General features: G+C 61.6%; 23 protein-coding genes and 1 pseudogene. 9 read left to right on the top strand and 15 right to left on the bottom strand.

Features of this window, described 5'->3' with window-relative positions; translation table 11 throughout:
- Positions 1–80 precede the first annotated feature (80 nt).
- Complete coding sequence (cysE, locus tag N1937_RS19110; RefSeq protein ID WP_260056756.1) at positions 81–899, top strand: serine O-acetyltransferase; 819 nt, start codon at positions 81–83, stop codon at positions 897–899.
- Between the two features lie 34 nt (positions 900–933).
- Here the strand turns inward: cysE and N1937_RS19115 are convergent.
- The 4 genes and pseudogenes from N1937_RS19115 to odc2 form a co-directional block, all read right to left on the bottom strand.
- Positions 934–1,289 (bottom strand): annotated as a pseudogene (locus N1937_RS19115) (GGDEF domain-containing protein); the annotation flags it as partial.
- Between the two features lie 104 nt (positions 1,290–1,393).
- On the bottom strand, positions 1,394–2,422 hold the full coding sequence (locus tag N1937_RS19120) for a serine hydrolase domain-containing protein (protein ID WP_260058980.1): 1,029 nt from the start codon (positions 2,420–2,422) through the stop codon (positions 1,394–1,396).
- A gap of 269 nt (positions 2,423–2,691) precedes the next feature.
- Positions 2,692–3,282: a GNAT family N-acetyltransferase gene (locus tag N1937_RS19125; RefSeq protein ID WP_222294194.1), complete on the bottom strand. Its 591-nt coding sequence runs from the start codon at positions 3,280–3,282 to the stop codon at positions 2,692–2,694.
- A gap of 94 nt (positions 3,283–3,376) precedes the next feature.
- The gene (gene odc2 / locus N1937_RS19130; RefSeq protein WP_222280370.1) at positions 3,377–4,510 is read right to left on the bottom strand and encodes a type III PLP-dependent enzyme; all 1,134 of its coding nucleotides are present in this window, start codon (positions 4,508–4,510) and stop codon (positions 3,377–3,379) included.
- A 528-nt stretch (positions 4,511–5,038) separates the two neighbouring features.
- Here odc2 and N1937_RS19135 point away from each other — a divergent pair.
- The 3 genes from N1937_RS19135 (at position 5,039) to N1937_RS19145 (ending at position 7,783) form a co-directional block, all read left to right on the top strand.
- On the top strand, positions 5,039–5,932 hold the full coding sequence (locus tag N1937_RS19135) for a LysR family transcriptional regulator (protein WP_017967928.1): 894 nt from the start codon (positions 5,039–5,041) through the stop codon (positions 5,930–5,932).
- Positions 5,933–6,071: 139 nt separating this feature from the next.
- Positions 6,072–6,713 (top strand): DUF1007 family protein, encoded by a 642-nt coding sequence (locus N1937_RS19140; protein WP_162116930.1) that lies wholly within the window; start codon positions 6,072–6,074, stop codon positions 6,711–6,713.
- The gene (locus N1937_RS19145) at positions 6,707–7,783 is read left to right on the top strand and encodes a nickel/cobalt transporter (RefSeq protein ID WP_260056757.1); all 1,077 of its coding nucleotides are present in this window, start codon (positions 6,707–6,709) and stop codon (positions 7,781–7,783) included. Before N1937_RS19140 ends, N1937_RS19145 begins: the two co-directional genes overlap by 7 nt.
- A gap of 59 nt (positions 7,784–7,842) precedes the next feature.
- Here N1937_RS19145 and N1937_RS19150 read toward each other — a convergent pair whose 3' ends face one another.
- The 4 genes from N1937_RS19150 to N1937_RS19165 form a co-directional block, all read right to left on the bottom strand.
- Positions 7,843–8,049, bottom strand: a complete 207-nt coding sequence (locus N1937_RS19150; protein ID WP_017967931.1) for a hypothetical protein — start codon at positions 8,047–8,049, stop codon at positions 7,843–7,845.
- A complete protein-coding gene (locus N1937_RS19155) occupies positions 8,046–8,741 on the bottom strand; it encodes a GNAT family N-acetyltransferase (RefSeq protein ID WP_162116929.1) in 696 nt (231 codons plus the stop codon). The genes N1937_RS19150 and N1937_RS19155 overlap by 4 nt, the downstream gene beginning before the upstream one ends.
- A 64-nt stretch (positions 8,742–8,805) precedes the next feature.
- On the bottom strand, positions 8,806–9,525 hold the full coding sequence (locus N1937_RS19160; protein ID WP_170259856.1) for a tellurite resistance TerB family protein: 720 nt from the start codon (positions 9,523–9,525) through the stop codon (positions 8,806–8,808).
- Between the two features lie 264 nt (positions 9,526–9,789).
- Positions 9,790–10,428 (bottom strand): 2-dehydro-3-deoxy-phosphogluconate aldolase, encoded by a 639-nt coding sequence (locus N1937_RS19165; protein WP_018483505.1) that lies wholly within the window; start codon positions 10,426–10,428, stop codon positions 9,790–9,792.
- Positions 10,429–10,581: 153 nt separating this feature from the next.
- On the opposite strand from N1937_RS19165, the gene N1937_RS19170 reads away from it, so the two are divergent.
- The 4 genes from N1937_RS19170 to trhO all read left to right on the top strand — a co-directional run bounded on the left by N1937_RS19170 (position 10,582) and on the right by trhO (position 13,589).
- The gene (locus N1937_RS19170) at positions 10,582–11,070 is read left to right on the top strand and encodes a CYTH domain-containing protein (protein WP_170257572.1); all 489 of its coding nucleotides are present in this window, start codon (positions 10,582–10,584) and stop codon (positions 11,068–11,070) included.
- The gene (locus N1937_RS19175; RefSeq protein WP_260056758.1) at positions 11,048–11,956 is read left to right on the top strand and encodes a CHAD domain-containing protein; all 909 of its coding nucleotides are present in this window, start codon (positions 11,048–11,050) and stop codon (positions 11,954–11,956) included. Before N1937_RS19170 ends, N1937_RS19175 begins: the two co-directional genes overlap by 23 nt.
- A gap of 155 nt (positions 11,957–12,111) precedes the next feature.
- Complete coding sequence (locus N1937_RS19180) at positions 12,112–12,588, top strand: VOC family protein (protein WP_260056759.1); 477 nt, start codon at positions 12,112–12,114, stop codon at positions 12,586–12,588.
- A 71-nt stretch (positions 12,589–12,659) separates the two neighbouring features.
- On the top strand, positions 12,660–13,589 hold the full coding sequence (trhO, locus tag N1937_RS19185; protein WP_026154547.1) for an oxygen-dependent tRNA uridine(34) hydroxylase TrhO: 930 nt from the start codon (positions 12,660–12,662) through the stop codon (positions 13,587–13,589).
- Positions 13,590–13,640: 51 nt separating this feature from the next.
- Here the strand turns inward: trhO and N1937_RS19190 are convergent, their stop codons facing one another.
- Positions 13,641–15,851, bottom strand: coding sequence for a putative bifunctional diguanylate cyclase/phosphodiesterase (locus N1937_RS19190; RefSeq protein WP_260056760.1), 2,211 nt, complete (start codon positions 15,849–15,851; stop codon positions 13,641–13,643).
- A 117-nt stretch (positions 15,852–15,968) separates the two neighbouring features.
- Positions 15,969–17,342 (bottom strand): GH1 family beta-glucosidase, encoded by a 1,374-nt coding sequence (locus N1937_RS19195; RefSeq protein ID WP_026154548.1) that lies wholly within the window; start codon positions 17,340–17,342, stop codon positions 15,969–15,971.
- 237 nt (positions 17,343–17,579) lie between these two features.
- Between N1937_RS19195 and N1937_RS19200 the strand changes: the two genes are divergently transcribed.
- A complete protein-coding gene (locus tag N1937_RS19200) occupies positions 17,580–17,984 on the top strand; it encodes a DoxX family protein (protein ID WP_260056761.1) in 405 nt (134 codons plus the stop codon).
- Positions 17,985–18,055: 71 nt separating this feature from the next.
- Here N1937_RS19200 and N1937_RS19205 read toward each other — a convergent pair whose 3' ends face one another.
- The 5 genes from N1937_RS19205 to N1937_RS19225 all read right to left on the bottom strand — a co-directional run bounded on the left by N1937_RS19205 (position 18,056) and on the right by N1937_RS19225 (position 24,384).
- Positions 18,056–19,243, bottom strand: a complete 1,188-nt coding sequence (locus N1937_RS19205; RefSeq protein ID WP_260056762.1) for a Gfo/Idh/MocA family protein — start codon at positions 19,241–19,243, stop codon at positions 18,056–18,058.
- 195 nt (positions 19,244–19,438) lie between these two features.
- Positions 19,439–20,491: a sugar phosphate isomerase/epimerase family protein gene (locus N1937_RS19210; protein ID WP_260056763.1), complete on the bottom strand. Its 1,053-nt coding sequence runs from the start codon at positions 20,489–20,491 to the stop codon at positions 19,439–19,441.
- Between the two features lie 250 nt (positions 20,492–20,741).
- Positions 20,742–21,689: a substrate-binding domain-containing protein gene (locus tag N1937_RS19215; protein ID WP_260056764.1), complete on the bottom strand. Its 948-nt coding sequence runs from the start codon at positions 21,687–21,689 to the stop codon at positions 20,742–20,744.
- A gap of 86 nt (positions 21,690–21,775) precedes the next feature.
- Positions 21,776–22,780 carry an ABC transporter permease gene (locus N1937_RS19220; protein ID WP_162119369.1) on the bottom strand — a complete coding sequence of 335 codons (1,005 nt, stop codon included), beginning with the start codon at positions 22,778–22,780 and terminating at the stop codon, positions 21,776–21,778.
- Between the two features lie 77 nt (positions 22,781–22,857).
- Entirely contained in the window at positions 22,858–24,384 is a 1,527-nt protein-coding gene (locus N1937_RS19225) for a sugar ABC transporter ATP-binding protein (RefSeq protein WP_017967945.1), read from the bottom strand.
- Positions 24,385–24,441: the final 57 nt, after the last annotated feature.

Genomic DNA, 24,441 nt, shown 5'->3' on the forward strand with positions numbered 1-24,441 from the left:
CAAATGCCTTGCCCAGGCGAAACATGAACCGCACGCAGGACGCGCCTTGCGCGCCGCCCTGGCTGACAGAGGAAACGGGAATGTCGAAATCGACCGGCCTCGGTTTGACCGAGCAACAGCCGCAGCCTTTGGGCGATGCATCGGTCTGGACCGTGATCCGCGCCGAGGCGGCCGAGCTCGCCGCACGCGAGCCGATATTGCAGCGGCTGCTTGCCGCTGAGGTAACGGACACTGCCGGCAATGATGAGATCATCGCCCACGTGCTGGCCGCGCGGCTCTCCGTTGCGCAGGTGGAGACGGGTGATCTGTTTGATCTCGTCCGGTCCACATTGACCGCAGACATCATGCGGAAGGTCGAGGCCGATCTCGTTGCCGTGCGCGAACGCGATCCGGCCTGCACCACATTTCTGCACGCGCTTCTCAACCTCAAGGGCTTTCATGCGCTGCAGACGCACCGCATCGCCCATGCGCTCTGGGTCGCCGGCCGTCCGGAGATCGCCAGCTGGCTCGCCAATCTCGTTTCGCTGGTCTTCGGCCCGGATATCCATCCGGCGGCGCGGATCGGCGCGTCCATCATGCTCGACCACGGTTCGGGCATCGTCATCGGCGAAACGGCTGTCATCGAGGATGAAGTTTCGATCCTGCAGAACGTTACGCTCGGCGGCACCGGCAAGGAGACCGGCGACCGCCACCCGAAGATACGCCACGGCGTTATGATCGGCGCCGGCGCCAAGATCCTCGGCAATATCGAAATCGGCGCCTTCAGCAAAGTCGCCGCCGGCAGCGTCGTGCTGAAATCGGTGCCCGAGCATTGCACGGTCGCCGGCGTGCCAGCCGCCGTCGTACGCATTCATCGCGCCGATGAAATCCCGGCCGAGACGATGGACCAGAACATCTAGGATCGCTCCGAGATAAAGAGTTCGGCCCTTTTCGCTAAGCGGCCTGCTGATTTTCGCAGAAGGCTTCGGCCCGGTTGCGGCCTTCGCGCTTCGAACGATAGAGCGCCTCGTCTGCCTTCGGCATCAGTCGTTCAAATCTCCGCCGCTTTCCGCACGCGCGGCAACGCCGATGCTCAGCGTTGGAAAGACGGCCAGATCCGGCAGTTGCATGACGGCAGCGGCGAAAGTGAAACGGATGCGCTCGGCAATCGCCACCGCATCTTCGCAGGAAACATTTCTCAGTACCGCCAGGAATTCATCGCCACCTTGGCGGGCAAGCAGGTCGTCGGAGCGCATGATGCCTCTCGAAACGCTGGCGAAAAGCCGCAGCATGTTGTCGCCCGCGGCATGGCTTCGCTACGAATTTAACGATAGCGGGGTTTTCCTGCTGCATAATGCAGCAATTCAAGCGTTGCAGCGTCCTTTGCGCGTCTGCAAAGCCACGCGGCCTGTCTTCAGGCGGCCCGCACGGTGCCGATAATGTCCGCCAACAGACCGTGCAGCAAGTCCCTGTAGCCATTCCGGGCAGACGGGCCGCTCTCTTCCGAGGTCATGACGACGGTGAGATCGAGCGACGGCACGATGTAGAGCATCTGCCCGCCATAACCCCAGGCGAAATGCACCTGCTCGCCGCCGATCAGTCGCGTGAACCAGCCATAGCCATATTCATCGCCCGAGAAGCGCGAGTTTGTGCGCGGCTGCCACGACTGGGAGATCCAGTCGGCGGGGACGATCTGGCGGCCGTCGACGGTCTTGCCGCCGTTGCGGTAGAGTTCGCCGAAGGCAAGCAGCGACCAGGCGCTCATCGCCATCTGATTGCCGCCGAGATAGATGCCCTGCGGGTCACGCTCCCAGGCGCCGATGTGGAAACCCTCGACCGGGCCGAGCCATTCGCGCGCCAGCGCCAAGGTCGACCGGCCGCTGACCTTGGTCAAAATGGCCGAAAGCAGATGCGTGGATGCGGTGGAATAAAGCATCTCGCCACCGGGCTGATCGACGAAAGGCTGCGAGAGCGCAAAACGCACCCAGTTGCGCGAGGAGACCCAGCGGCCGTAGTTCGGCCCCGACATGCGATCGAGCCCAGCCTGCATGGAGAGAAGATTACCGATGGTGATGTCGTTGATGCGCGGGTCGGGCGTTAAAGGGAGATCGGCCTTCAGGATCGGCGCGATCTTCTGATCCGGCGCCGTCAGCAGGCCTTTGTCGATGGCGATACCGACCAGCGCCGAAATGATCGACTTCGAAGCGGATTTGATATTGGTCGATTCCGAAGGCGAATGACCATGAAACCCACGTTCGCTAAGCACACGTCCGTCGCGAGCGACAATCACCGTCTTGAGCGGCCTCATTGCGGGGTCGCTCGCCGCGCGATCGAGACGCGGGCCAAGCCCGCCGACGCCGGAAGCCGTGCTCTGAGCAGTCGCCGGCCCCGTTGCGGCAAGCGGCAGGCAGAAGAGAAGCAGAAGGGAAAAAAGGCGGATCATCTGACGCAAGATAGGATATCGCCGCAATATGTTCGCATGCCGGCGACCCATTTCACGCAATTGTGTTTCCGTGTGTCGGAGAGCTAGCGACCGCGCCGCTTCATCCGCCAGAAAGACAATCCGCGCCGCAACCACATCAGACCGCCTGCCTGCGTTGTTAAACGGCGCGAATATTACCAGCCGGGGGAAAAATTCCCAACCGGGCCGGCCGGTCGGCGCAGCCTTACAGCGCCGCGCGTCTTTTCAAGCCCACCCGGCCCAATCCAGTTCTAGGCTGCGCGGCGAACCGGCGCACTGGCTAGCATACGTCCCGAGGGGACGATCATGCCGGCCGCGCCGTCGAGCCAGCCTTCGGTGAGCTCGAGCGCAAGAAAGCGCGAGCGTTCGAACGGACCCGGCATGACGAGATGGCGGGCCTTTTCAGCAAAGAAGCCGAAACGCTCGTAATAGGCCGCATCGCCGACGAGCAGGACGGCGCCATGCCCGCGATTCTTCGCTTCGAGGATTGCCGCGCGCATCAATGCCGCACCGACGCCCTTGCCGCCATGCTGCGAGGCAACAGCGAGCGGCCCGAGCAGCAGTGCATTGATCGGCGTGCCTTCATCATTGACGCCGGCTTCGATGTTCCAGAGCCGCACCGTACCGATGACACGGCCGTCGCGATCGCGCGCGACGAGCGCAAGACCCTCGGCCGGAACGCGGTTGCGGCGGATCTTCTCCGACGACTTCTTGCGGCGACCCGCGCCCATGACGCGGTCGAGCAGATTTTCACGAGCAACGACATCCGAGGGATTTTCGGCGTCGATGGTGAAAGTGGTGGGCGCAAAGAATGCGCGGACAGAATCAAGAACAGCGGCCATCTTGGCCTCCCGTACCCAATACCGTTATCAGCGGCGATGAAGGAAAATTGTGAATTTGCCGCCCCGGCTGGTTACGGGGCCGGCGGAAACGACCTCAGATGACGTAGGCCTTCAGCGGGTCGAAACCGTTGAAAGCGACAGCCGAATAGGTCGTCGTATAGGCGCCGGTGCCTTCGATCAGAACCTCGTCGCCGATCGAAAGCGTGATCGGCAGCGGATAGAGGTTCTTCTCGTAGAGCACGTCGGCCGAATCGCAGGTCGGACCGGCAATGACGCAGGGCTCCATCTCGTCGCCGTCGTGTTCTGTACGGATCGGATAGCGGATGGCTTCGTCCATCGTCTCGGCGAGACCGCCGAACTTGCCGATGTCGAGGAAAACCCAGCGGGCATCGTCATTGTCCGACTTCTTCGAAATCAGCACGACTTCCGCCTTGATGACACCGGCATTGCCGACCATGCCGCGGCCCGGCTCGATGATCGTCTGCGGGATCTGGTTGCCGAAATGCGTGCGCAGCGCCTGGTAGATCGACTTGCCGTAAGCTTCTGCGGACGGAACGTCACGCAGGTACTTGGTCGGGAAGCCGCCGCCCATGTTGACCATCTGTAGGTGGATGCCCTGCTTGGCAAGCGATACGAAGACGCGCTTGGCATCGGCAAGCGCCGAATCCCAGGCGTCGACCTTGGTCATCTGCGAACCGACATGGAACGAGACGCCATAGGACTGCAGGCCAAGCTGATGGGCATAGACGAGAACGTCGACAGCCATCTGCGGAACGCAGCCGAACTTGCGCGACAGCGGCCATTCGGCGCCTTCGCCATCCGTGAGCACGCGGCAGAAGACACGGGCGCCGGGAGCGGCGCGCGAAATCTTCTCGACTTCCTCGTGGCTGTCGACGGCAAAGAGGCTGACGCCGAGCGCATGCGCGCGGGCAACGTCACGCTCCTTCTTGATCGTGTTGCCATAGGAGATACGGGCGGCGGTCGCACCAGCGTCGAGCGCCATTTCGATTTCGGCAACGGATGCACAATCGAAATTGGAGCCGAGGCCTGCGAGCAGCTTCAGCACTTCCGGGGCCGGGTTGGCCTTGACGGCATAATAGATGGCGCTGTCCGGCATGGCGTGACGGAAGGCGTGGAAATTGTCGCGAACGACGTCGAGGTCAACCACAAGGCAGGGACCATCGGGACGTCGGGTTGCGAGAAAGTCGCGGATGCGCTGGGTGGTCATATCGATTCCCTCTTCCAATTCCAGAGCTCCGGCATGAACCGGAGGACAAAGGGCATACGATAGCTCGCATTGGAACCAGCCGGTGGAGACCCCGGAACCATAGCTAGCGCTCGATGCGCGAATAGTGAGCCAACGCCGCGGTGCGGTGTAAGTTCGGCTTTGTCTGCCATGGATTGGAGGGAGAATCCCAACCGCACTTCCGGCAATGATGGTGTGCCTCTTCAGTAACCCCCGCTGATGGAAAGCAGGGAGAGAACAAAAAGGCCCGCACCGTCGTTGCTTCAGGCGTCCTCGCATTTTCCGGTTGGCCGGAATAGCGACTGGAGGGGTTAATTCCAGGTACCTTACCGATTTCCTCACCAATTCGAGGGTTCGGCGGACACCCATGGGCACGTGCGACTTTGGGCTGAGTGGGAAATAAGAATATTCGCCTTCATAATCAAGCGATTTTTTGATCCTTGGGCTAAAAAAATAATTGAACAAAACAAGCCAATTTGTTCAACATTCCGAAACAGCCCGAGGGGTGCCATGGATACCTTGACCCGCATACGCGCCTTCATCGATGTCGTCGAGGCCGAAGGCTTCTCCGCCGCGGCACGGCGCACCGGCCGCTCCAAGGCGCTGCTCTCCAAATATGTGCGTGAACTGGAGGATGAACTCGGCGCGCTGCTGCTCAACCGTACAACCCGGCAGTTCTCCATGACCGAAGCCGGCCACACCTATTATCGCACCGCTTCCGATATCCTCAAGGAGATCGACAACCTCGCCGATCTCGTGCGTGAGAACAATGCACAGCTAAAGGGACGGCTGCGCATCTCGGTGCCGCGCACCTTCGTCGATGCCGAGGTCGGCCAGTCGCTGATCGATTTCGCCAAGGAGAACCCGGATCTTACGCTGGAGATTGCCGCCGACGACCGGTTCGTCGATCTGATCGAGGAAAGCTTCGACGTGGCGATCCGCATCACCAAACTCGAGGATTCCGGCATGATCGCCCGCAAGATCTCGGATTTCCGCATCCATATCTGCGCTACCCCCGATTTTCTCGAGCGTTATCCCGATCTCGATCACCCGACGGCCCTTTCCAACGTCCCTTTCATCGTCGATACCAATGCGCGCACCCAGGCGAGCATCCGCTTCCACAACCCCGACAACACCTCGTTCGCCGTCGCCGTTTCCGGACCGATAGAGGTGAACAGCCCGCATGCGACGTTACGCGCGGCACTTGCCGGCATCGGCGTAGCCTTCATCCCGGATTTCATCGCCCGCAAGCCGATCGAGAGCGGCGAACTGGTTACGCTGTTCAACGATTACATCCCCACCGACCGCGGCATCTATGCCGTTTATCCGCACCGGCGCTACCTGCCGGCCAAGGTGAGGATCTTCGTCGATTACCTGCACAACTGGTTCAAGAAGCACCCATGATGCGACAACAGGTTCCATGTTGATCCACATGGCTGAGACGATCGGACGGCGACGATCGGGGATCCACAGTGAAGCCCGTCCCAATTCCGTCCCAATTTCTGGCAAGAAGTCAGGGCCACCGAACAGAGCAGCGGAATAAATGAAACATTCGACGATACTGATCGCCGCGCTTCTTTCGCTGGCGCCGGCCGCCGCCTTTGCCCATCCGCACATCTTCGTGGAAGCGCGCCTCGAAGTCGTGGCCGGCAAGGACGGCAGTGTCGAGGAACTGCGTAATGTCTGGCGCTTCGACGAGGTCTTTTCCTCCTCCGTCGTCATGGATTTCGACAAGAACACCGACCTGAAGCTGGAGCCGAACGAACTCGCTGAGGTCGGAAAGACGGTGAAGCAATCGCTTGCCGACTACGATTACTACATGAACCTGACGATCAACGGGAAGAACATCACCGTCCAGAAGCCCGACATCATCCATGTCGACTACAAGGATGGCCAGCTGCTGATGTTCTTTGCGGTGAAGCCGGTGGAGAAGATGCCGCTCAAGGGCAGGCTCACCTTCGGCGTCTATGACCCGACGCTCTACACCTCGATCGATTTTCCCACCGACACCGAGCTGGCGATCGTCGGAGACGGCTTCAAGGCCTGCAAACATCAGGTGGTGCGGCCGGATGCCGACGAGGTGATCTCGCAAAACAAACAGTCGCTGACGGACGCTTTCTTCAACGATCCGACCGGCACCAACATGTCCAAACTCTTCGCCACCCGGCTGGAGGTTACATGCTGACGAAACGCCTGTCCCTCATCCTTTCCGCTGCAATCCTTGCGCTGGTAACGGCTGCAAGCCTCGCCCATGCGCAGTCGCCGCTCGGCATCGGCACGGCAGAGCCGAGCTTCCAACCGACCGGCGGGCCGCTCGCACCGCTTTTGCTCTATGTGAATTATGAACAGCAGACCTTCTATCGGGCACTGACCGGCGCCTTGAAGGCAATGCGCCAAGACCCATGGCAACTGGCATCGCTGATCGGCCTGTCTTTCGCCTACGGCGTCTTCCATGCCGCCGGCCCAGGCCACGGCAAGGCGGTCATCTCCTCCTACATGATCGCCAACGAGGTCGAGCTGAAGCGCGGCGTGGTGATTTCCTTCATTTCTGCCTTCAGCCAGGGCGTGGTGGCGGTGGCGCTGGTCGGCGGCGCCTGGCTGGTGTTGCGCGGCACCGGCATCACGCTGACGGAGGCGACCCACGCAATGGAGATCTCAAGCTTCGTCATGGTCATCCTGTTCGGCGGCTGGCTGCTGTTTCGAAAACTGCGCTCGATGGCGGGCAATATGCCGCGCCGCCGGCTGATGGCGACGCCTGCCGGCCCGGTCAGCATGATGCTCGACTGGAAGGACAATGCCGTCGAACGCCAGGCCTATGCCTTCAACGGCAAGGCGCAGGCTGTGGAAGCCGGCCACACTTTCGTTCCCGGCATGGTCTGCGAGACTTGCGGCAATGCCCATGTGCCCGACCCGGCCCTGCTTGGCGGCGACAGATTCAGCGCCCGCGAGGCCTGGTCGGCTATCGTTGCCGTTGGTCTGCGCCCCTGCTCCGGCGCACTTCTGGTCATGACCTTCTCGCTCTTGAACGGGCTCTATCTCGGCGGCGTGCTTTCGGTCGCCGCCATGTCGCTCGGCACGGCGATCACCGTTTCCCTGCTTGCCACACTTGCCGTCACCGCCAAGAGTGCAGCCGTCCGTCTCTCCGGACGCGGCTCGACCGCCTCGATCTGGATCGGCAACGCCATCGAAATCCTCGGGGCCGTGCTCGTCATTCTGATGGGCGCCCTGCTGCTCGGGGCCTCGCTGCAGGGCTAGAGCAATTCCAGCAAAAGTGCGCAGCGGTTTTGCGTCCGGAATTGCGCAATGCTGGAGACTTACTTTCCCCGGCCGCGCTGATAGCGTGCCCGTAGCCAGAAGACCGCAAAAAACGCCATGATCAGGCAGACGCCGACGACGATCGCCAGCGTCGGCGAGAAATTGCCGATCCACAGCACGATGGTCGGCAGGAAATAGATGACGAGGGCGGCGCTGAGCAGGATGATGCCGGCGGCGGTCGCCTGCGAGCGGCTTTCCGGGCTCATACGAGCCTTTCCTTTTCGAGATCGGCGCGGATATCCTGCAGGCGACGGATCTGGTTGCCCTCGGCGTCGAAATTCTCCGGCGAAAGCCATGCTTCGAAGGCATCGTTGATCATCGGCCATTCGGCATCGATCATCGAGAACCAGGCGGTGTCGCGGTTGCGATGCTTGGAGATCATATGCTGGCGGAAGACCCCTTCGAAGCTGAAGCCGTAACGCGCGGCCGTCGTCTTGCTCGCCTCGTTGTTATTGTCGCATTTCCATTCGTAGCGGCGGTAGCCGAGATCCTCGAAGACGTGCTTGGCCATCAGGTAATGCGCCTCGGTCGACAGCGGCGACCGCTTCATCTCGGCCCCGTGCGCCACCCCTCCGATCTCGACGACGCCGTTTGCCGGGTCGGCGCGCATGTAATTCGCCATGCCGACAATCTTGCCGGTGGCGTTGTCGCGGAAGATGTGGGTGAGCCAGCCGGACTTGGTATTGACGGTTTCCAGCCAGTTGGCGAAATCGTCGATACCGGAGAAATCATCCTGTGCGAAATAGAGAAGCAGCGGGTTGATGCCCATGCCGCCGAGCCCGTCCCACAGCGGCTCAAGATGTTCCGCGCGCCGATAGGGCTCGACGGTAACGAAGCGGCCCTTCAGCGTGACCGGCTTCGGCGCCGGGCAGCCCTTGAAATTTGCAAGATCGCGCATGTTCACTCCTCTTTTCCGAAGAGTGGATAGGCCAGCCGCCCAGCAAAGGCAACCGGCCTAGATGTCACTGTGACAAGGTCGTCTTGGCCGACGACACCGTCGCCTCGATATGGTCGACCAGCTGGTCGGCAAGGCCGAGGCGGCCGGCAAGCAAATCGAGATAACCGCGCTCGGCGCGCGAATCCGGCTCGATGGTGAGCCGCGAGGCGGTGTAGAGCTCGACGCGCTGTTCTTCCGTCGTCGCGGCGGCAACGAGCGCATCGATATCCGTCGGCGAAGCGAGTTCATTCTCGATGAAGGCCGCAGCCTCGCCGCTGACGTCGGCGGCCTTGACCTTCTCCATGATGAGGGCGCGTTCGGCATCGTCGATATGGCCGTCGGCCTTGGCGGCGGCGATCATCGCGCGGATCAGCACCAGGACGAATTCATTGCTGCCGGCAGGCGACGTCGGCCCGAAACCGGATTCGGCAGGCGGCGGAAGGAGAACCGGATTATTTGCCGAGGGTGCATCCGAGGGGGCTGCGGGCGCCTGCCCCGCCTGGTAATTCTTGTAGGCCTGGTAGCCGAGGCCGGCAATGGCGGCAAGACCGCCAACCGCCAGCGCATTGCCGGCAAGACCACGACCGGTCTTGGTGCCGAGGAGCACCGCAGCAATGGCGCCGGTCGCCAGCGGATTGTTCCTGGCCGTCTGCATAGCATCGCCCGCCCTGTCGCGGACCGAGCCGCCGAGACCCGGCACCTGCGAACCCAAGAACTGGTCGAGAAGCTTCTTTGCGTCGAACATTCCTCGTCATCTCCCTGTTTGAAGCTGGAGGAGAACATAGGTTTGCGACGGCTGAAATACAAATGCGACGTGCCGAGTTGCCACCCCCTCTGCCCTGCCGGGCATCTCCCCCACGAGGAGGGAGATTGGCTGGGCGTGAGGGTTTCCTCAAACAATTGGCTCAAGCGGCGGATCGGGAGAAAGAGCTGGTCTCTTGCCGATCTCCCCCCTCGTGGGGGAGATGTCCGGCAGGACAGAGGGGGTGTCGCCCCACCGAACAAAGGTTTAGGCCTTCAGCGCCGCCGCTTCTGCCGCGAGTTTGGTAATGCCAGCCCAGTCGCCGGCCGCGACCAGTTCTTTCGGCGCCACCCACGAGCCGCCGACGCAGATAACGTTCGGCAGCGAGAGATAATCATTGGCGTTCTTCAGCGAAATGCCGCCGGTCGGGCAGAACAGCGTGCCTGCAAGCGGTGAGGACAGCGCCTTGAGATAGGCGGCGCCACCGGCCTGCTCCGCTGGGAAGAACTTCAGCACCTGGTAGCCTTCCTCGCGCAGCGCCATGACTTCGCTGGCGGTCGCAGCCCCTGGAAGCAGCGGCACGTCGGAATCGGCGGCGGCATCGAGCAGTTCCTGCGTCGTACCCGGGCTAACGATGAACTTCGAACCGGCCGCGACGGCGGCTTCCCAATGAGCGACATTGAGGATCGTGCCGGCGCCGACTTCGGCGCCCTCGACCTCTGCGGCGACGGCGCGCACGGCCTCGAGTGCCGCCGGGGTGCGCATGGTGATCTCGATCGCCTTCAGACCGCCTGCGACGAGCGCGCGAGCCAGCGGCACCGCCGTCTTCGCATCGTCGACGATCAAGACCGGAACGACAGGCTGGAGTTTCAGGATGGAAAGGAGCTTCTCTGTTTTCTCGCCCATGGTCACGCGACCTCCTTGAAACGATTGAATTCGGACCCGAATAACGCCCCTGCGGAACCTTGTCGAGATAAAACCGGACCGCATGCCGAGAAGGGTATGAAATGCGTGGAAATTGGGCTACCGTGCCGCAATCGTCACAAAAGGTTCACCGATATGGCGAAAGAGATCGAGCGGAAGTTTCTTGTACGCAGCGATGGATGGCGTTCCGCCGTCGAGACGAAGTCTGTCCTCAGACAGGGTTACATCGCCTCGATGGACGATCGTTCCGTGCGGGTGCGCATCCTCGACGGCAGGAAAGCGAAACTGACGATCAAGATCGGCCGCAGCGCCATCACCCGTGACGAATTCGAATACGACATCCCGATCGCCGACGCCGAGGAGCTGTTGCAGGCAGCCATCGGCGTCGTCATCGAGAAGACGCGCCACCGCGTTCCACATGAGGGCTTCGTCTGGGAGGTTGACGTTTTTGCCGGCGAGCACCGCGGATTGGTGATCGCCGAGGTGGAGATGACGGCCGAGACCGACAGTCCGGCGCTGCCCACCTGGCTCGGCCGCGAGGTGACCGGCGATTTCCGATATTCCAATCAGGCCCTTGCCACAGAATACGGGCACGACAGGCATGGCCTATCGCATTCGGCCTGACGCCGATTTTACCGAGGCGTTTCGCAAGGTCGCCATCGAGCAGCTGGAACACGCCGTCACGGTTCTCGAGAAGCGGCCGGACGGCGCGCACGAGGCAATCCATTCCTTCCGCAAGAACCTGAAACGACTACGGTCGCTCTACCGCCTCGTGGCCCGCGAGGTTCCGGATTTCCAGACCCATGAAAATGCAAGGCTGCGCGATGCCGCACATTCGCTTTCGGCGATCCGCGACGCTGCCGCCCTGATCGGCACCGGGCAATATCTGCAGCACTCGGCACGCGGGAACGAGGAGAACGAGGCGCTCGGCCGCATCGTCAACATTCTCGAAGGACGCCGTGACTGGATGGCGGAAGCCGAAAGCGGCCTGGAACAGCGGCTGACGGAAACATCGGACGCTCTGAAGGAGGCGATCGCCGCACTGGATGAAGTCTCGTTCAATGGCGACCATCGCAAGAATGCCCGCATGCTGGCGAAGAGCTGGCGCCGCACCGCGCGGAAGGCCAAAGCCGCGCTTGCGGCTTGCCATGGCGAAGCATCGGCCGACGATTTCCACACTCTGCGCAAACGCACCTACGACTATCGGCTCTACCATGCCCTTTTGCGCGACGTCTGGCCGGCCGCGATGAAGGCCAAACGCGATGCGGCCAAAGAGCTCGCCGAGGATCTCGGCCACATCCACGATCTCACCGTGCTCTCCGAACTGGTCGAGTCCGAACCGCAGCTCTTCACCCGCAATGACGATCTTGCGCATCTGCTCGACATCATCATCTTCCGCCAGCAGGAAGACCGGCGGCAAGCGCTGATCAAAGCCGAAGCTGTCTTCGCCAATGATGCCGACGAGGAAGCCCAGCGCATCGAGCTTCTCTGGCTGATGACCGGGAGTTGAGAGACGGCGAAACCGGAAGTGCTTCTGCGCTGCTCTGCATTTCCGATTGCTTCAGCATCCGGAGATTTCGCAAGGAATCCTATTGACCTCAACCAATCTTGAGGTCCTAGCCTGCGGTGGTCGAACAAGCTAGAGACTTGATCCGCGAGGAAAACATGACCGCCGAAAATGCCGCGATGCCGAAGGTGCTTGGGCTCTACGAGATCCATCTGACCGTTGCCGATCTCAAGACCTCCACGGATTTCTACCGCGATGTCGTTGGCCTCGAACCTGCCACCTCATTCGAGGAGCGTAAAGTCGCTTTCCTCTGGGTGGACGACAGGAAGACCGGCATGCTCGGCCTTTGGGAAACAGGAACCGGGCCGCTGAAGATGCGGCTGCATATCGCCTTCCGCATGACCGCCAACGGCGTGCTGAAAGCGCCCGCCATTCTCAAGGCAAAAGGTGTGGAACCTCTCGGCTTTGCCGGTGAACCGGTGACGGAGCCGGTGGTTCTCGGCTGGATGCCGGCGCTGTCGATCTATTTCAAGGATCCGGACGGGCACTCGATCGAGTTCATCAACGTTCTCGACGACATCCCCGACCGGAGTTTCGGCGTGCGGCCGTTTTCCGCGTGGCAGGCGCGAGCGTAATCGGTCAGCGATCAAGGCCGCCGCTGGCGAAGGCAATTGCGCGGTCCGCCGATTTTCTGTATTTCCGGCCCATGACCGACAGCCTGACACACACCAGCCCGTTCCTCGTGGCCGCACTTTACCATTTCGTTTCCGTGCCGGGCTTTGCAAGCCTGCAGGCACCGCTGCAGACGCTTTGCGAGGAGAACGGCGTCAAAGGAACGCTGCTTCTGGCCCATGAAGGCATCAACGGCACGATCGCCGGCCCGGATGCCGGCATTCACGCCGCGCTCGCCTTCCTGCGCGCCCAGCCGGAATTTTCGGGCCTGGAGCACAAGGAAAGCCGCGCCTCGAAAATGCCCTTCCTGCGCATGAAGGTGAAGCTGAAAAAGGAAATCGTCACCATGGGTGTCGAAGATATCGACCCCAACAAGGTGGTCGGCACCTATGTGACGGCCAAGGACTGGAACGCACTGATCTCCGACCCTGATACCATTGTCATCGACACCCGCAACGATTACGAGACGGCAATCGGCACCTTTCGCGGCGCGGTCGACCCGAAGACCAAGACCTTCCGCGAATTTCCCGATTGGGTGCGCAACAATCCCGGCCTGCACAACAAGCCGAAGGTCGCCATGTACTGCACCGGCGGCATACGCTGCGAGAAGGCCACCGCTTTCATGAAGGCTGAGGGCTTCGATGAGGTCTATCACCTGAAGGGTGGCATCCTGAAATATCTCGAAGAAGTGCCGCAGGAGGAAAGTCTCTGGGACGGCGCCTGCTTCGTTTTCGACGAGCGCGTCTCCGTCGAGCACGGGCTGAAGCAAGGCGAACACCGGCTGTGCCACGCCTGCCGGAACCCGATCACCGCGGAAGAAATCACCTCCCCGCTTTACGAAGAGGGGGTTTCCTGCAGTCACTGCTATCATACGCGCACGGAAGAAGACCGGCTGCGTTACCGTCAGCGGCAGCACCAGATAGCCCTCGCGAAAAAGCGCGGCCAGCGACATATCGGCAGTTGAGCCGGGATTCTGTTGGGGTCAGCCTTGCTGTTTGAGGGTCGGGGCCGCCGGTCAGGCTGCGCCGATGCGTCGCCGAGCTTCCGGCTGCGCTGCACGTTGCTCATTCAGCATCTCGGTGATGAGATCTGATGTCATAGGCTTTCCGAACCAATAGCCCTGCAGGCAGTCGCAGCCGAAAAGGCGCATGGCTATCGCCTGCTCCTCGGTCTCGATGCCTTCGGCCGTCACCGGAATATCGAGCGAGCGGGCGAGCGCCACCGTCGCCCGCAGCATCTCGCGCTGGCGTTTGTCGTTGACACCCATGACCAGCGAGCGGTCGATCTTGATGCGGTCGAAGCCAAACTGCCTGAGATAACCGATCGAGGAGAAGCCGGAACCGAAATCGTCGAGCGCCACCTTGACCCCCAGCCCCTTCAACCGTTCGATCGACTGGCGGGTGCGCTGCGGGTTCTGGATCATATAGCCTTCGGTGATCTCCAGCGTGATGCGACCGGCCTCGATCTCCGTCTGCTTCAGCACGTAGCGCACATAGTCGGTAAACGCGGGATTGCGGAACTGGCCGGGCGAGACGTTGACCGAGACGTTGAGGTTCGGCCATTGTTTGGCCGTCTCGCAGGCTTTGCGCAACACGAACAAGCCAAGCGATTCGATGAGGCCGCTGGTCTCGGCGATCGGGATGAACAGCTCGGGCGAAACAGGACCATGGCCCGGACGGTTCCAGCGCACCAACGCCTCGACGCCGGTCATCGCATGCGTCGCCGCATCGATCAGCGGCTGGTAGGCGAGCGTCAGGTCGCCGCTTTCGATGGCGATCCGGAGATCGAGTTCCAGCGCATTGCGCTGCTCCCGATCCGCATCCATCGACGGATCGTAGAGCATCATGCGCGCGCGGCCGGCCTCCTTCGCCTTGTACATGGCAAGGTCGGAGCGGCGCACCAGTTCCTCACGCCCAATCGCGCCGGAAGGCGACATGGCGATGCCGATGCTTGCCCCGACGACGACGACACGGCGACCGATCTCCAGCGGCTCGACAAGAAAATCGAGGATCTGCTCGGCCAACTGCAGAGCGGCGGCATTCTCGCTGTCGGAGAGAAAGGCGATCGCAAATTCATCGCCGCCGATGCGGGCGAGAACCGCACCCGGCGGAATGAGCACAGCGAGCCCGGCCGCGACCGCCCGGATCAACTGGTCGCCGGTGCCGTGGCCATAGCTGTCGTTGACCTCCTTGAAGCCATCGAGGTCGAGGTAGAGGAGCAGCACGTTGCGCTTGGTCTGGCGTGCCTCGACGACAAAACGATCGACGGCGAGCCCGAGGCCGTCGCGATTGGAAAGACCGCTCAGCCTGTCGCGCAACGCCTCCTCGCGGGCGCTGCCTTCCTCTGCCTTCAGACGGCGGCCGGCAAGCCAGCCGATGACCAGCAATACCACGAAAAACAATCCGACGAGGCCGAGCGCCTGGATGACCATCGGCCGCACCTGTGCATAGCCGATATCGCCGGGTGAGCGCGAGATCCAGACGAGCTTGCCGAGCGTTACCCCGGTCGGATCGACGATCGGCACGCGATAGTCGGCCGCAAAACTCGGCGGCGCCAGCCTCAGCCCGCCGATGACATAGGTCTGGCCGAGGGCAGTCACCCTGTCGTCATCGAGATGGCGGGCGAAAACGAGGTAGCGGTGCTGGCCGGCGGGCGCGTCAAGCGCACCGGACTTTTTCCGAACCAACGCCACGCCGACGGCGGCAATCCCCCGTTTGGTGGTGACGAAGCCGATCGCCTGGGGATGGTCGGCCGGGCCGACCGCCTTCACCCTATCGAACAGGGTCCAGAGCGACGGCGCAAAGAAATCCGCGAGCGGCTCCTCCATCGGCTTGCCGTCGCGATAGGCCATGACCGCCTTCTTCGCGTCATCGATGACGATCGCCACATCGAAAAGCGAGCTGTTGACTGACATCTCGCCGTAATTGCTCACAGTCCAGGCCATACCGTCAGGCGCATAGACGTTGACGGCGGCGTCGTCCCAGGCCGCGTAATCGTCGAGCGTCGCGCCGAGCTGATCCTCGAAGGTTCTCAACGCGCCGGCCGTCGTTTCGCGCGAGCGCTCGTCATCGAGGAGATTGGCATTTTCGGCCACGCGTTCGAGCGCCGTCAGCACCATGATGGTGACGACGGCGACGATGACCGCGAAGGAGAAAAGCACGCCGGTAACGGTGATGTGACGGCCTATTCCCAAACCCTTGCTCTGCGACTTTCCGACTGTCTGCATTACGGCTCCCTGACCGTCGGACTTTGCCAGTCAAGGGTTCAAAAACGTTTAAGCAACCGCCTGTTGCAGCTTTCTGACGCGCTATTTTGTGCCTGCAGCCGCCGGACGGCGCCTGCCCTAACCCGGCGTGTGATTGCCCTTCGGAAATTGGGCCGCAAGCTCGCGGTACCATTTGCCGCTCTTCTTCACCGTGCGCAGTTGGGTCTCATAATCGACATGGACGAGGCCGAAGCGCATGCGGTAGCCTTCCGCCCATTCGAAATTGTCCATCAGGCTCCAGGCGAAGTAGCCGCGTAGGGGATAGCCGTCGTTGATGAGACCGGCAACGATGTCGAGGTGATCGCCGACATAGTCGAGGCGCATCGTGTCGTCGACCTCGCCGTCGACGACATCGGTGTTGTCGCAGGCGCCGTTCTCTGTGATGTAGCATTCCGGCAGTTCGTAGCGACGGTAGAGATCCTCGATCGAGAGCTTCAGGCCTGGCGCATAGATTTCCCAGCCGATATCGGTCTTGACGTCGCTTGCCGGCGCCGCTTCTACCGTCCAGGGGAAATCGCCCTTGCGTTCGGCGTCGTCGGTGACGCGCTCGGGCTTGTAGTAGTTCAGGCCCCACCAATCGAGTTTCTGGCTGATCAGCGTCAGGTCGCCATCCTCGATGGCGGGCATGCGGTCGCCGAGCGCCTCGACGAATTCCTTCGGATATTCGCCCTTGAAGACAGGATCGAAGAAGGCGCCGTTGTGGAACTGATGCGCACGCTCGCCGGCGGCAAGATCAGCCGGGCTGTCGGAGCCAGGAATGATCGAGGCGGCGTTGAGCACAAGCCCGACGGGCACGCCAGGGGCTTCCGAGCGGATCGCCTCGACGCCGAGACCGTGGGCAAGGTTCATGTAATGCATGGCGTGAAGGGCGGCCTGCATGTTGCGCTCGCCCGGAGCATGGATGCCGTAGAGGTGGCTGAGCCAGACGATGCACCAGGGTTCGTTGAAGGTCGCGACCCGGTCGAGGCGGTCGCCAAGGCGGTTCATCACCGTCTTGGCATAGCGCTGAAACGCATAGGCGGTCGAGCGTGTCGTCCAGCCGCCTTCGCCGGCGAGCAACAGAGGCAGATCCCAGTGGTAGAGCGTCGCGAAGGTCTTGATGCCGCGCGCCTTGCAGCCGTCGACCAGCCGATCGTAGAAATCGAGGCCGGCCTCGTTTACCGGACCCGTGCCGTCGGGGATAATGCGCGGCCAGGCAATCGAGAACCGGTAGGCTTCGACACCCATCTCCTTGATGAGATCGAGGTCCTGTTCCAGGCGATTGTAGTGATCGCAGGCGATATCGCCGTTATCGCGATTATGGACGCGGCCGGGCATATTGCAGAAAGCATCCCAGATGGATGGCTTGCGGCCATCGGCTTTGCTGGCGCCTTCGATCTGGAAGGCAGCGGTGGCAACGCCGAAAGTGAAGTCGCCGGGAAAGCGTTCCGCGAGTTTCTTCGGATCGATCATCTGCAAGTCCTATCTCTCAGGTTGAGCCGTTTGCGCCGGATTTAGCCAAGCCTGAAGGCAAAGTACAGGCTGACGGCGAGAAAAACTGCAACGTTGCAGGAGGAAGCCAGAACAGCTGCAACCGTCCTTCCCTTACCGCGCAGCCGACCTCAAACGGCAATGTCAGCAGTCGTGACTTGGCCGTTGAGACCGAGATCCTTACACCGGAAATGGCATCACAAATGTGAAAGCAATCCAATGCTCTCTTCGGTCCATTCGCTGCAGCCCCATCTGCTGAGCCTGTTGCGCATCGTCTCGTCACTCGTGCTTTTCAGCTACGGAACACAGAAGATCCTGCATTTTCCGGCTGCGGCAAGCGTGCCGCCGGCGGGATCGCTCTCCTGGATTGCCGGACTGCTCGAACTCACCTTCGGCTTCCTGGTGCTCGTCGGATTCCAGACCCGTATCGCAGCCTTCGTGCTCTCGGGCCTGATGGCCTTCGCCTATTTCATCGGCCATGCCTCGAAGGGCATCTACCCTGCGCAGAACGGCGGCGTCGCGGCGATCCTGTTCTGCTTCGTGTTTCTCTATCTGGTGGCGGCAGGAGCCGGACCGTTGAGCGTCGACAGCCTGCTCAAGCGCGGCCGCACTGCTACTGCCTGACCAAATAAGCAAATGCCGAGGCGGCTTGACCCCGCCTCGGCGCTTTCATGGAGCAATCTAGATCGGCAAATTCAGACCTTGACCCATGCGCCGTTCTTCTTGGAAGACGCGACGCAGGCTTCGACGAAAGCCACACCCTTCACGCCGTCATCGACGGTGGGATAGACCACTGCCTTGTCGACGGCCCTACCCTTCTTGCGGGCATTGATCGCATGCGCGGCTTCCGTATAGATCGTCGCAAAGGCTTCGAGATAACCTTCCGGATGACCTGATGGTACGCGCGTGACACGGCCGGCAGCCGCGCCTGAACCGGCACCGCCGCGGGTGATCAGCCGCTTCGACTCGCCGAAAGGCGTGTACCACAAGTAGTTCGGGTCCTTCTGGGTCCATTCCAGCCCGCCCTTGCTGCCGTAGACGCGCACCATCAGACCGTTTTCATGGCCGGGCGCCACCTGGCTGCACCACAGCATGCCTTTGGCCGGCTTCTCCGAGCCCTTCGCCTTGAAGCGCAGCATGACATGCGCATTATCGTCCAGCCGGCGGCCGGGAACGAAGCTGTCGAGATCGGCAGCGAGGCTGTCGAGCTCCAGGCCAGTGATGAAGGCGGCGAGATTATAGGCGTGCGTGCCGATATCGCCGGTCGAGCCGCCGACGCCGGACTGCGCCGGATCGGTGCGCCATGCGGCCTGTTTCTGGCCGGTTTGCTCGACCGCTTCCGTCAGCCAGTCCTGCGGATATTCGGCCTGGACGACTCTTATATCGCCGAGTTCGCCATTCGCGATCATCTCCCGCGCCTGGCGGACCATCGGATAACCGGTGTAATTATGCGTCAGCACGAAGAGCGCGCCGCTCTCGTCGGCGATCTTCTTCAGCTTCTTCGCATCGGCAAGGTTTGACGTCAGCGGCTTGTCGCAGATGACATGAATGCCGCGCTTCAGGAACTCCTTGGCTGCATCGTAGTGCACATGGTTCGGCGTGACGATCGCCACCGCCTCGATGCCGTTCTTCAGCTTCGCCTCGCGGATCGCCATCTCGCGATAGCTAGAATAGGTCCGCGACGGATCGAGGCCAAGGTCGCGGCCGGATGCGATCGCCTTATCAGGCGTCGACGACAGCGCGCCGGCGATGAGATCGTACTGATCGTCGATGCGTGCGGCGATACGGTGCACCGCGCCGATGAACGCGCCCGCGCCGCCGCCCACCATACCGAGCCGGATGCGCGGCTCGCGGGTCTGTTCGGATGATGCTTCGATTGCCATGATTCCTCCTGAAACTTAATTTGGTGCGGGCGCGGCCCCTCATCCGGCTGCCGCCACCTTCCCCCGCCAGCGGCGAGAAGGTGATATGCCGCGATGTCTATGCCCATCTCTGCCGTCTGGTGTGGCAAGTCCCCTCTCCCCGTCAAAACGGGGAGAGGGTTAGGGTGAGGGGTAGCATCACGGTACCCCTATGCGTTAGAGCCCCAGCATCCGCCGGTTCGCCGCTTGGTCCGTACCGCTGCCGGCGAAATCGTCGAAGGCTTTCTCGGTGACGCGGATGATATGAGCGGCAACGAATTCGGCGCCTTCACGGGCGCCATCCTCCGGATGCTTCAGCGCGCATTCCCATTCGACCACGGCCCAGCCGTCGAAATTATTCGCCGTCATCTTCGAAAACACCGCGCCGAAATCGACCTGACCGTCACCGAGCGAGCGGAAGCGGCCGGCGCGTTCCACCCAGCCCTGATAGCCGCCATAAACACCTTGGCGCCCGGTCGGATTGAACTCCGCATCCTTGACGTGGAACATCTTGATGCGGTCCTTGTAGATGTCGATATTGTCGAGATAATCGAGGCACTGCAGGACGTAGTGCGAGGGATCGTAGAGCATGTTGGCGCGCGGATGGTTCTTCACGCGCGCGAGGAACATCTCGAAGGTGATGCCGTCATGCAGGTCTTCGCCCGGATGGATCTCGTAGCAGACGTCAATACCGTTCTCGTCCGCATGGTTGAGGATCGGCGTCCAGCGGCGGGCGAGTTCGTCGAAGGCAGTCTCGACCAGACCGGCAGGACGCTGCGGCCAGGGATAGATGAAGGGCCAGGCAAGCGCGCCGGAAAAGGTCGCATGCGCCTTGAGACCGAGGTTTTTGGATGCCGTCAGCGCCATCTTGACCTGCTCGACCGCCCATTCCTGACGCGCCTTCGGATTGCCGCGCACCTCGGGTGCCGCAAACCCGTCGAAGGCTTCGTCATAGGCCGGGTGAACGGCGACGAGCTGACCTTGCAGATGGGTGGAAAGTTCGGTGATCTCGATGCCGTTTTCGCGGGCCTTGCCGGCGAACTCGTCGCAATAATCCTTGGACGTGGCGGCCTTCTTGAGATCGATCAGCTGGCTGGCCCAGGTCGGCACCTGGACGCCCTTGTAACCGATGTCGGCCGCCCATTTGGTGATTGCGTCCCACGAGTTGAATGGCGCGGTATCGCCCGCGAACTGGCCAAGGAAAAGGCCGGGGCCCTTGATCGTCTTCATGTCAGATTCCTCCCTGAATATCGACCGTAAACGTTTCTGAAGTGTTGTAGCACGCTATTTGGCGGGAGCAAGGCGCCTCCTCGCCCTTGCGTCGAATTTGGCGCGAGGCCAAATGCGATATGGCTGCGAGCTAATCATGATGGGCTTTGACGGGCAAGAGGTACGTGCAGCATTTTCGGCTAGCCGCTATAGTGGAAGCATATAAAATGCGCCCATCCTTTCGAATGGGCGCATATCTCCAGTCAATCGATCAGAACGGCGAATCCGGGAAATAGAAGTCCTTGGCATTCTCCTTGGTGACGAGCGTCGCATCGAGAATGTAGCTGCCATGAACCGGGACCTGATCGTAGAGTGCCGCCGCCGTCAGCTCCATCGCCGTGCCGACCATTGCCGGCGGATAGAGAACGTCGACCGGGATCAGCTTGTCGCCGTCCATGACCTTCTTGACCATGTCCTTGGAGCCGGCGCCGGCGACGACATACTTGATATCGGTGCGCTTGGCCTGCTCGATCGCCTGCAGAACGCCAACAGCCATGTCGTCGTCCTGGCACCATACGACGTCGATCTTCTGGTACTTGGTCAGGTAGTCCTGCATGACCTTGAAGGCGTCGTCGCGGTTCCAGTTGCCGTACTGGCGGTCGAGAACCTTAACGTTCGAGCCGGCAATGCCCTTGTCGAAGCCGTCCTGGCGCTGCTGGTCGATCGGGATCGGCAGACCGCGGATGACCACCACTTCGGCGTCCGGCGTGGTGTGCTTGATGTACTTGCCTGCGACTTCGCCGAGAGCCGGGTTGTTGCCGGCGACATAGAGGTCGCGCACGGAATTGTCGTTGTTGCTCGGCGCGCGGTCGACGAGGGCGACGAACTTGCCCTTGCCCTTGACTTCCTTGATGGCGTTGACGAGCGGATCCGGATCCGACGGCAGGATGACGAGGGCGTCGATGCCCTGCGTATCGAGATCCTGCACGGCGTTGGCCTGGCTTGCGGCGTCCGGCGAAGTCTTGACGATGACGTTGAGACCGGGATGTTCGGCCATCAGCAGCTTGGCGACGCGTTCGGCATGGAATACGACGCCCGACGTCCAGCCGTGGTCGGCGGCCGGAATGGAGACGCCGATCGTGAATTTCTTGTCCTGGGCGTGAGCGGCGCCGGCGAACGTCACCGCCGCAACCGCCAGGCCCAACATCAATTTACGCATGCTATTTCCTCCCAATAACTTCAGGGACTTTTCCATATCGGGACCGGACGCCCTGTAAGCCCGATCAATTGCAAGCACGGTTCAACTCATGATTTGCGCACCAGCGAGCGCTGAACGAACATGGCGATAATGATGATCGCACCCTGGATGGCACCGATCAGATACTCGCTGATGAAATTCGAAAGCAGCATGATGTTGCCGACCAGTTCGAGAATGAAGGCGCCGCAGATCGTGCCCCAGACCCTGCCCGCGCCGCCCTTGAGCGCCGTACCGCCGACGACGACGGCCGTGATCGCCTGCAGCTCCCACAGGATGCCCGTCGTCGCCGATGTCGACCCAAGCCTGGGAACATAGAGCAGCACGGCAATGGCAACGCACAGTCCCTGGATGACGAACGCGATCGTGCGCACGCGGTTGACCGCAATACCGGAATAGCGGGCGACGTCGCTGTTTGATCCCACAGCCACGACATGGCGCCCGTAGCGGGTGCGATAGAGGATGAAGGCCGCGACCGCGGTCACCGCCAGGATCACCACGATCGGCACTGGTATGCCGGCGACATTGCCGAAATAAGCAGGGCGATAGAGCGTCTGGATATCGGCGGAGCGAAGCGTGATCGCGCCGCCTTGCGACAGCCATGTCGTCAGGCCGCGATAGATGCCCATTGTGCCGAGCGTCGCGATGAACGGCTCGATCTTGCCGACGGTCGTGATCAGGCCGTTCGCCAGGCCGCACAGCGAACCGGCGACGATCGTGAAGACGACCGCGACCACGAGCATCAAAGCCGGGTTTGCGATGGCGCCCGAATTCATCAGCAGGATCATCAGGCTGGCGACGAAGGCCACCATCGAGCCGACCGACAGATCGAGATCCCCTGCTGATATCACGAAGGTCGCACCGACCGCGATGATGGCGATGAAGGCACTGCGCGTCGCGACATTGGCAAGGTTGGTGATGCCGATGAAATTGGGATTGACCAAGGCTCCGACGATCAGCAGCAGCGCCAGGGCGACGAAGGGCGCGACCGCACGCAGGTCGACATCCCGCCAGGATCGGCGCCGGATTTCCCTGGTCTCCTCGTTGACACTCATTTCCAAAACCAACCTCCCGTCCCATATTTTCTGGGAATCTTATCTATCGTTCTGATCAGGCAAAGCCCTGCTAGCCCTCAGGCGGCCGCCTTCCTCTTGAGCCCGGCGGCGTATCGCATGATCTCCTGTTCGGAAATCTCGTCTCCTTCGAGCACGCCGACGATACGCCCTTCGCGCATCACCGCCACTCTCGTGCAGAGGCCGATGACCTCCGGCATCTCCGACGACACGACGATGATCGACCGGCCGTCCCGGGCGAGCGCCGAGATGAAATGATATATCTGCTGCTTTGTGCCGACATCGATGCCGCGCGTCGGCTCGTCGATGATGATGATATCAGGATCGGTCTCCATGACCTTGGCGAGCAGCAGCTTCTGCTGGTTTCCCCCCGACATCCGGCCGGCGACGATATTGCCGTCGCGAACCCTGATATCGAAACGACGCTTGGCCTTTGCCATCGCGGCCGCTTCGCTGCCCGGGCTGAGATAGCCGTGACGCGCGTGCCTGCCGAGCGATTGCAGTGTCAGATTGGTGACCATGCCGGAGCGCAGCAAGAGGCCCTTCGACTTGCGGTCCTTGGTCATGTAAGCGAGCCCGCAGCGATTGGCGGCATGCACGTCGCCGGAGGGAACCGTTTCCCCCTTGATGACCACCTCGCCCTCGAGACGGGTTCGCAACCCGGCGATCGCTTCCATCAGCTCGGTGCGGCCGGAGCCGATCATGCCTGAGAAACCGATGATCTCACCCTTGCGCACCTCGAAGCTCGCATCCTTCACATAACCCGTCGACACCGAGGCGACGCTGAGGACGACCTCCTCGTCGACATCGGGCTCGACCTTAGCGGGATAGAGGCTGGAGAGTTCGCGGCCGACCATCAGCTGCGCGATCGATTCCCCGTCCAGAATGGACGTCGGCGAAGTCTTGATCCATTGGCCGTCGCGCAGCACCGTGACGCGGTCGGTCAATTCCATCACCTCGTCGAGTTTGTGGGACACGAAGACGAAGCTGGTACCCTGGTCGCGAAGCTTGCGAACCTGCTTGAACAGCATATTGGTCTCTTCCCGCGACAGCACCGCGGTCGGCTCGTCCATGAACACCACCCGCGCGTCTCGGCTGATCGCTTTGGCGATTTCGACCATTTGCTTGTCGGCGATGGAAAGCGTGCTGACCAGCGCGTTCTCATCGACATGCGAACCGAGCACGTCGAGAACCTTGCGTGTCTCCGACCGCATATATTTGCGGTCGAGCATGCCGAAGCGCGTGACTTCGCGCCCGAGAAAGAGGCTCTCCGTCACGGTCAGATGCTCGGCGAGGTTGAATTCCTGGTGAATAATGACAATGCCGAGCGCCTCGGCGGCGCCATTAGGCGGCAGCACGACGGGCTTGCCATCGAGCAGGATTTCACCGGAACTCGGCTGTTCGAAACCGGACAATACCTTGACGAGCGTGGATTTTCCGGCGCCATTTTCACCCATGAGGGCATGGATTTCGCCGGCGCGGAGATCGAAGTTCACGCTGAAGAGGACCTGCACTCCACTGAAGGATTTGCATATGCGCCTGGCGGACAGCACCACGGGTGCGGTGTCAGCAGCTTCCACAGTCATCTGATCCTCCCAAAGCGGCATCCCATCCGCTCTGGAGCCCTATGTAAACCTTTACAT

The sequence above is a fragment of the Rhizobium sp. WSM4643 genome, from assembly GCF_025152745.1.
Classification (GTDB): domain Bacteria; phylum Pseudomonadota; class Alphaproteobacteria; order Rhizobiales; family Rhizobiaceae; genus Rhizobium; species Rhizobium leguminosarum_I.

Bases quoted from the DNA above. Each gene is read 5' to 3' on its own strand.
- N1937_RS19210 (WP_260056763.1), bottom strand. From the start codon at position 20,491: ATGAAGACGATCAAGGGCCCCGGCCTTTTCCTTGGCCAGTTCGCGGGC.
- N1937_RS19205 (WP_260056762.1), bottom strand. From the start codon at position 19,243: ATGGCAATCGAAGCATCATCCGAACAGACCCGCGAGCCGCGCATCCGG.
- N1937_RS19135 (WP_017967928.1), top strand. From the start codon at position 5,039: ATGGATACCTTGACCCGCATACGCGCCTTCATCGATGTCGTCGAGGCC.
- N1937_RS19190 (WP_260056760.1), bottom strand. From the start codon at position 15,851: ATGCAGACAGTCGGAAAGTCGCAGAGCAAGGGTTTGGGAATAGGCCGT.
- N1937_RS19220 (WP_162119369.1), bottom strand. From the start codon at position 22,780: ATGAGTGTCAACGAGGAGACCAGGGAAATCCGGCGCCGATCCTGGCGG.
- N1937_RS19180 (WP_260056759.1), top strand. From the start codon at position 12,112: ATGACCGCCGAAAATGCCGCGATGCCGAAGGTGCTTGGGCTCTACGAG.
- N1937_RS19170 (WP_170257572.1), top strand. From the start codon at position 10,582: ATGGCGAAAGAGATCGAGCGGAAGTTTCTTGTACGCAGCGATGGATGG.
- cysE (WP_260056756.1), top strand. From the start codon at position 81: ATGTCGAAATCGACCGGCCTCGGTTTGACCGAGCAACAGCCGCAGCCT.
- trhO (WP_026154547.1), top strand. From the start codon at position 12,660: ATGACCGACAGCCTGACACACACCAGCCCGTTCCTCGTGGCCGCACTT.
- N1937_RS19225 (WP_017967945.1), bottom strand. From the start codon at position 24,384: ATGACTGTGGAAGCTGCTGACACCGCACCCGTGGTGCTGTCCGCCAGG.
- N1937_RS19120 (WP_260058980.1), bottom strand. From the start codon at position 2,422: ATGATCCGCCTTTTTTCCCTTCTGCTTCTCTTCTGCCTGCCGCTTGCC.
- odc2 (WP_222280370.1), bottom strand. From the start codon at position 4,510: ATGACCACCCAGCGCATCCGCGACTTTCTCGCAACCCGACGTCCCGAT.
- N1937_RS19175 (WP_260056758.1), top strand. From the start codon at position 11,048: ATGGCCTATCGCATTCGGCCTGACGCCGATTTTACCGAGGCGTTTCGC.
- N1937_RS19125 (WP_222294194.1), bottom strand. From the start codon at position 3,282: ATGGCCGCTGTTCTTGATTCTGTCCGCGCATTCTTTGCGCCCACCACT.
- N1937_RS19140 (WP_162116930.1), top strand. From the start codon at position 6,072: ATGAAACATTCGACGATACTGATCGCCGCGCTTCTTTCGCTGGCGCCG.
- N1937_RS19165 (WP_018483505.1), bottom strand. From the start codon at position 10,428: ATGGGCGAGAAAACAGAGAAGCTCCTTTCCATCCTGAAACTCCAGCCT.
- N1937_RS19195 (WP_026154548.1), bottom strand. From the start codon at position 17,342: ATGATCGATCCGAAGAAACTCGCGGAACGCTTTCCCGGCGACTTCACT.
- N1937_RS19145 (WP_260056757.1), top strand. From the start codon at position 6,707: ATGCTGACGAAACGCCTGTCCCTCATCCTTTCCGCTGCAATCCTTGCG.
- N1937_RS19215 (WP_260056764.1), bottom strand. From the start codon at position 21,689: ATGCGTAAATTGATGTTGGGCCTGGCGGTTGCGGCGGTGACGTTCGCC.
- N1937_RS19155 (WP_162116929.1), bottom strand. From the start codon at position 8,741: ATGCGCGATCTTGCAAATTTCAAGGGCTGCCCGGCGCCGAAGCCGGTC.
- N1937_RS19150 (WP_017967931.1), bottom strand. From the start codon at position 8,049: ATGAGCCCGGAAAGCCGCTCGCAGGCGACCGCCGCCGGCATCATCCTG.
- N1937_RS19160 (WP_170259856.1), bottom strand. From the start codon at position 9,525: ATGTTCGACGCAAAGAAGCTTCTCGACCAGTTCTTGGGTTCGCAGGTG.
- N1937_RS19200 (WP_260056761.1), top strand. From the start codon at position 17,580: ATGCTCTCTTCGGTCCATTCGCTGCAGCCCCATCTGCTGAGCCTGTTG.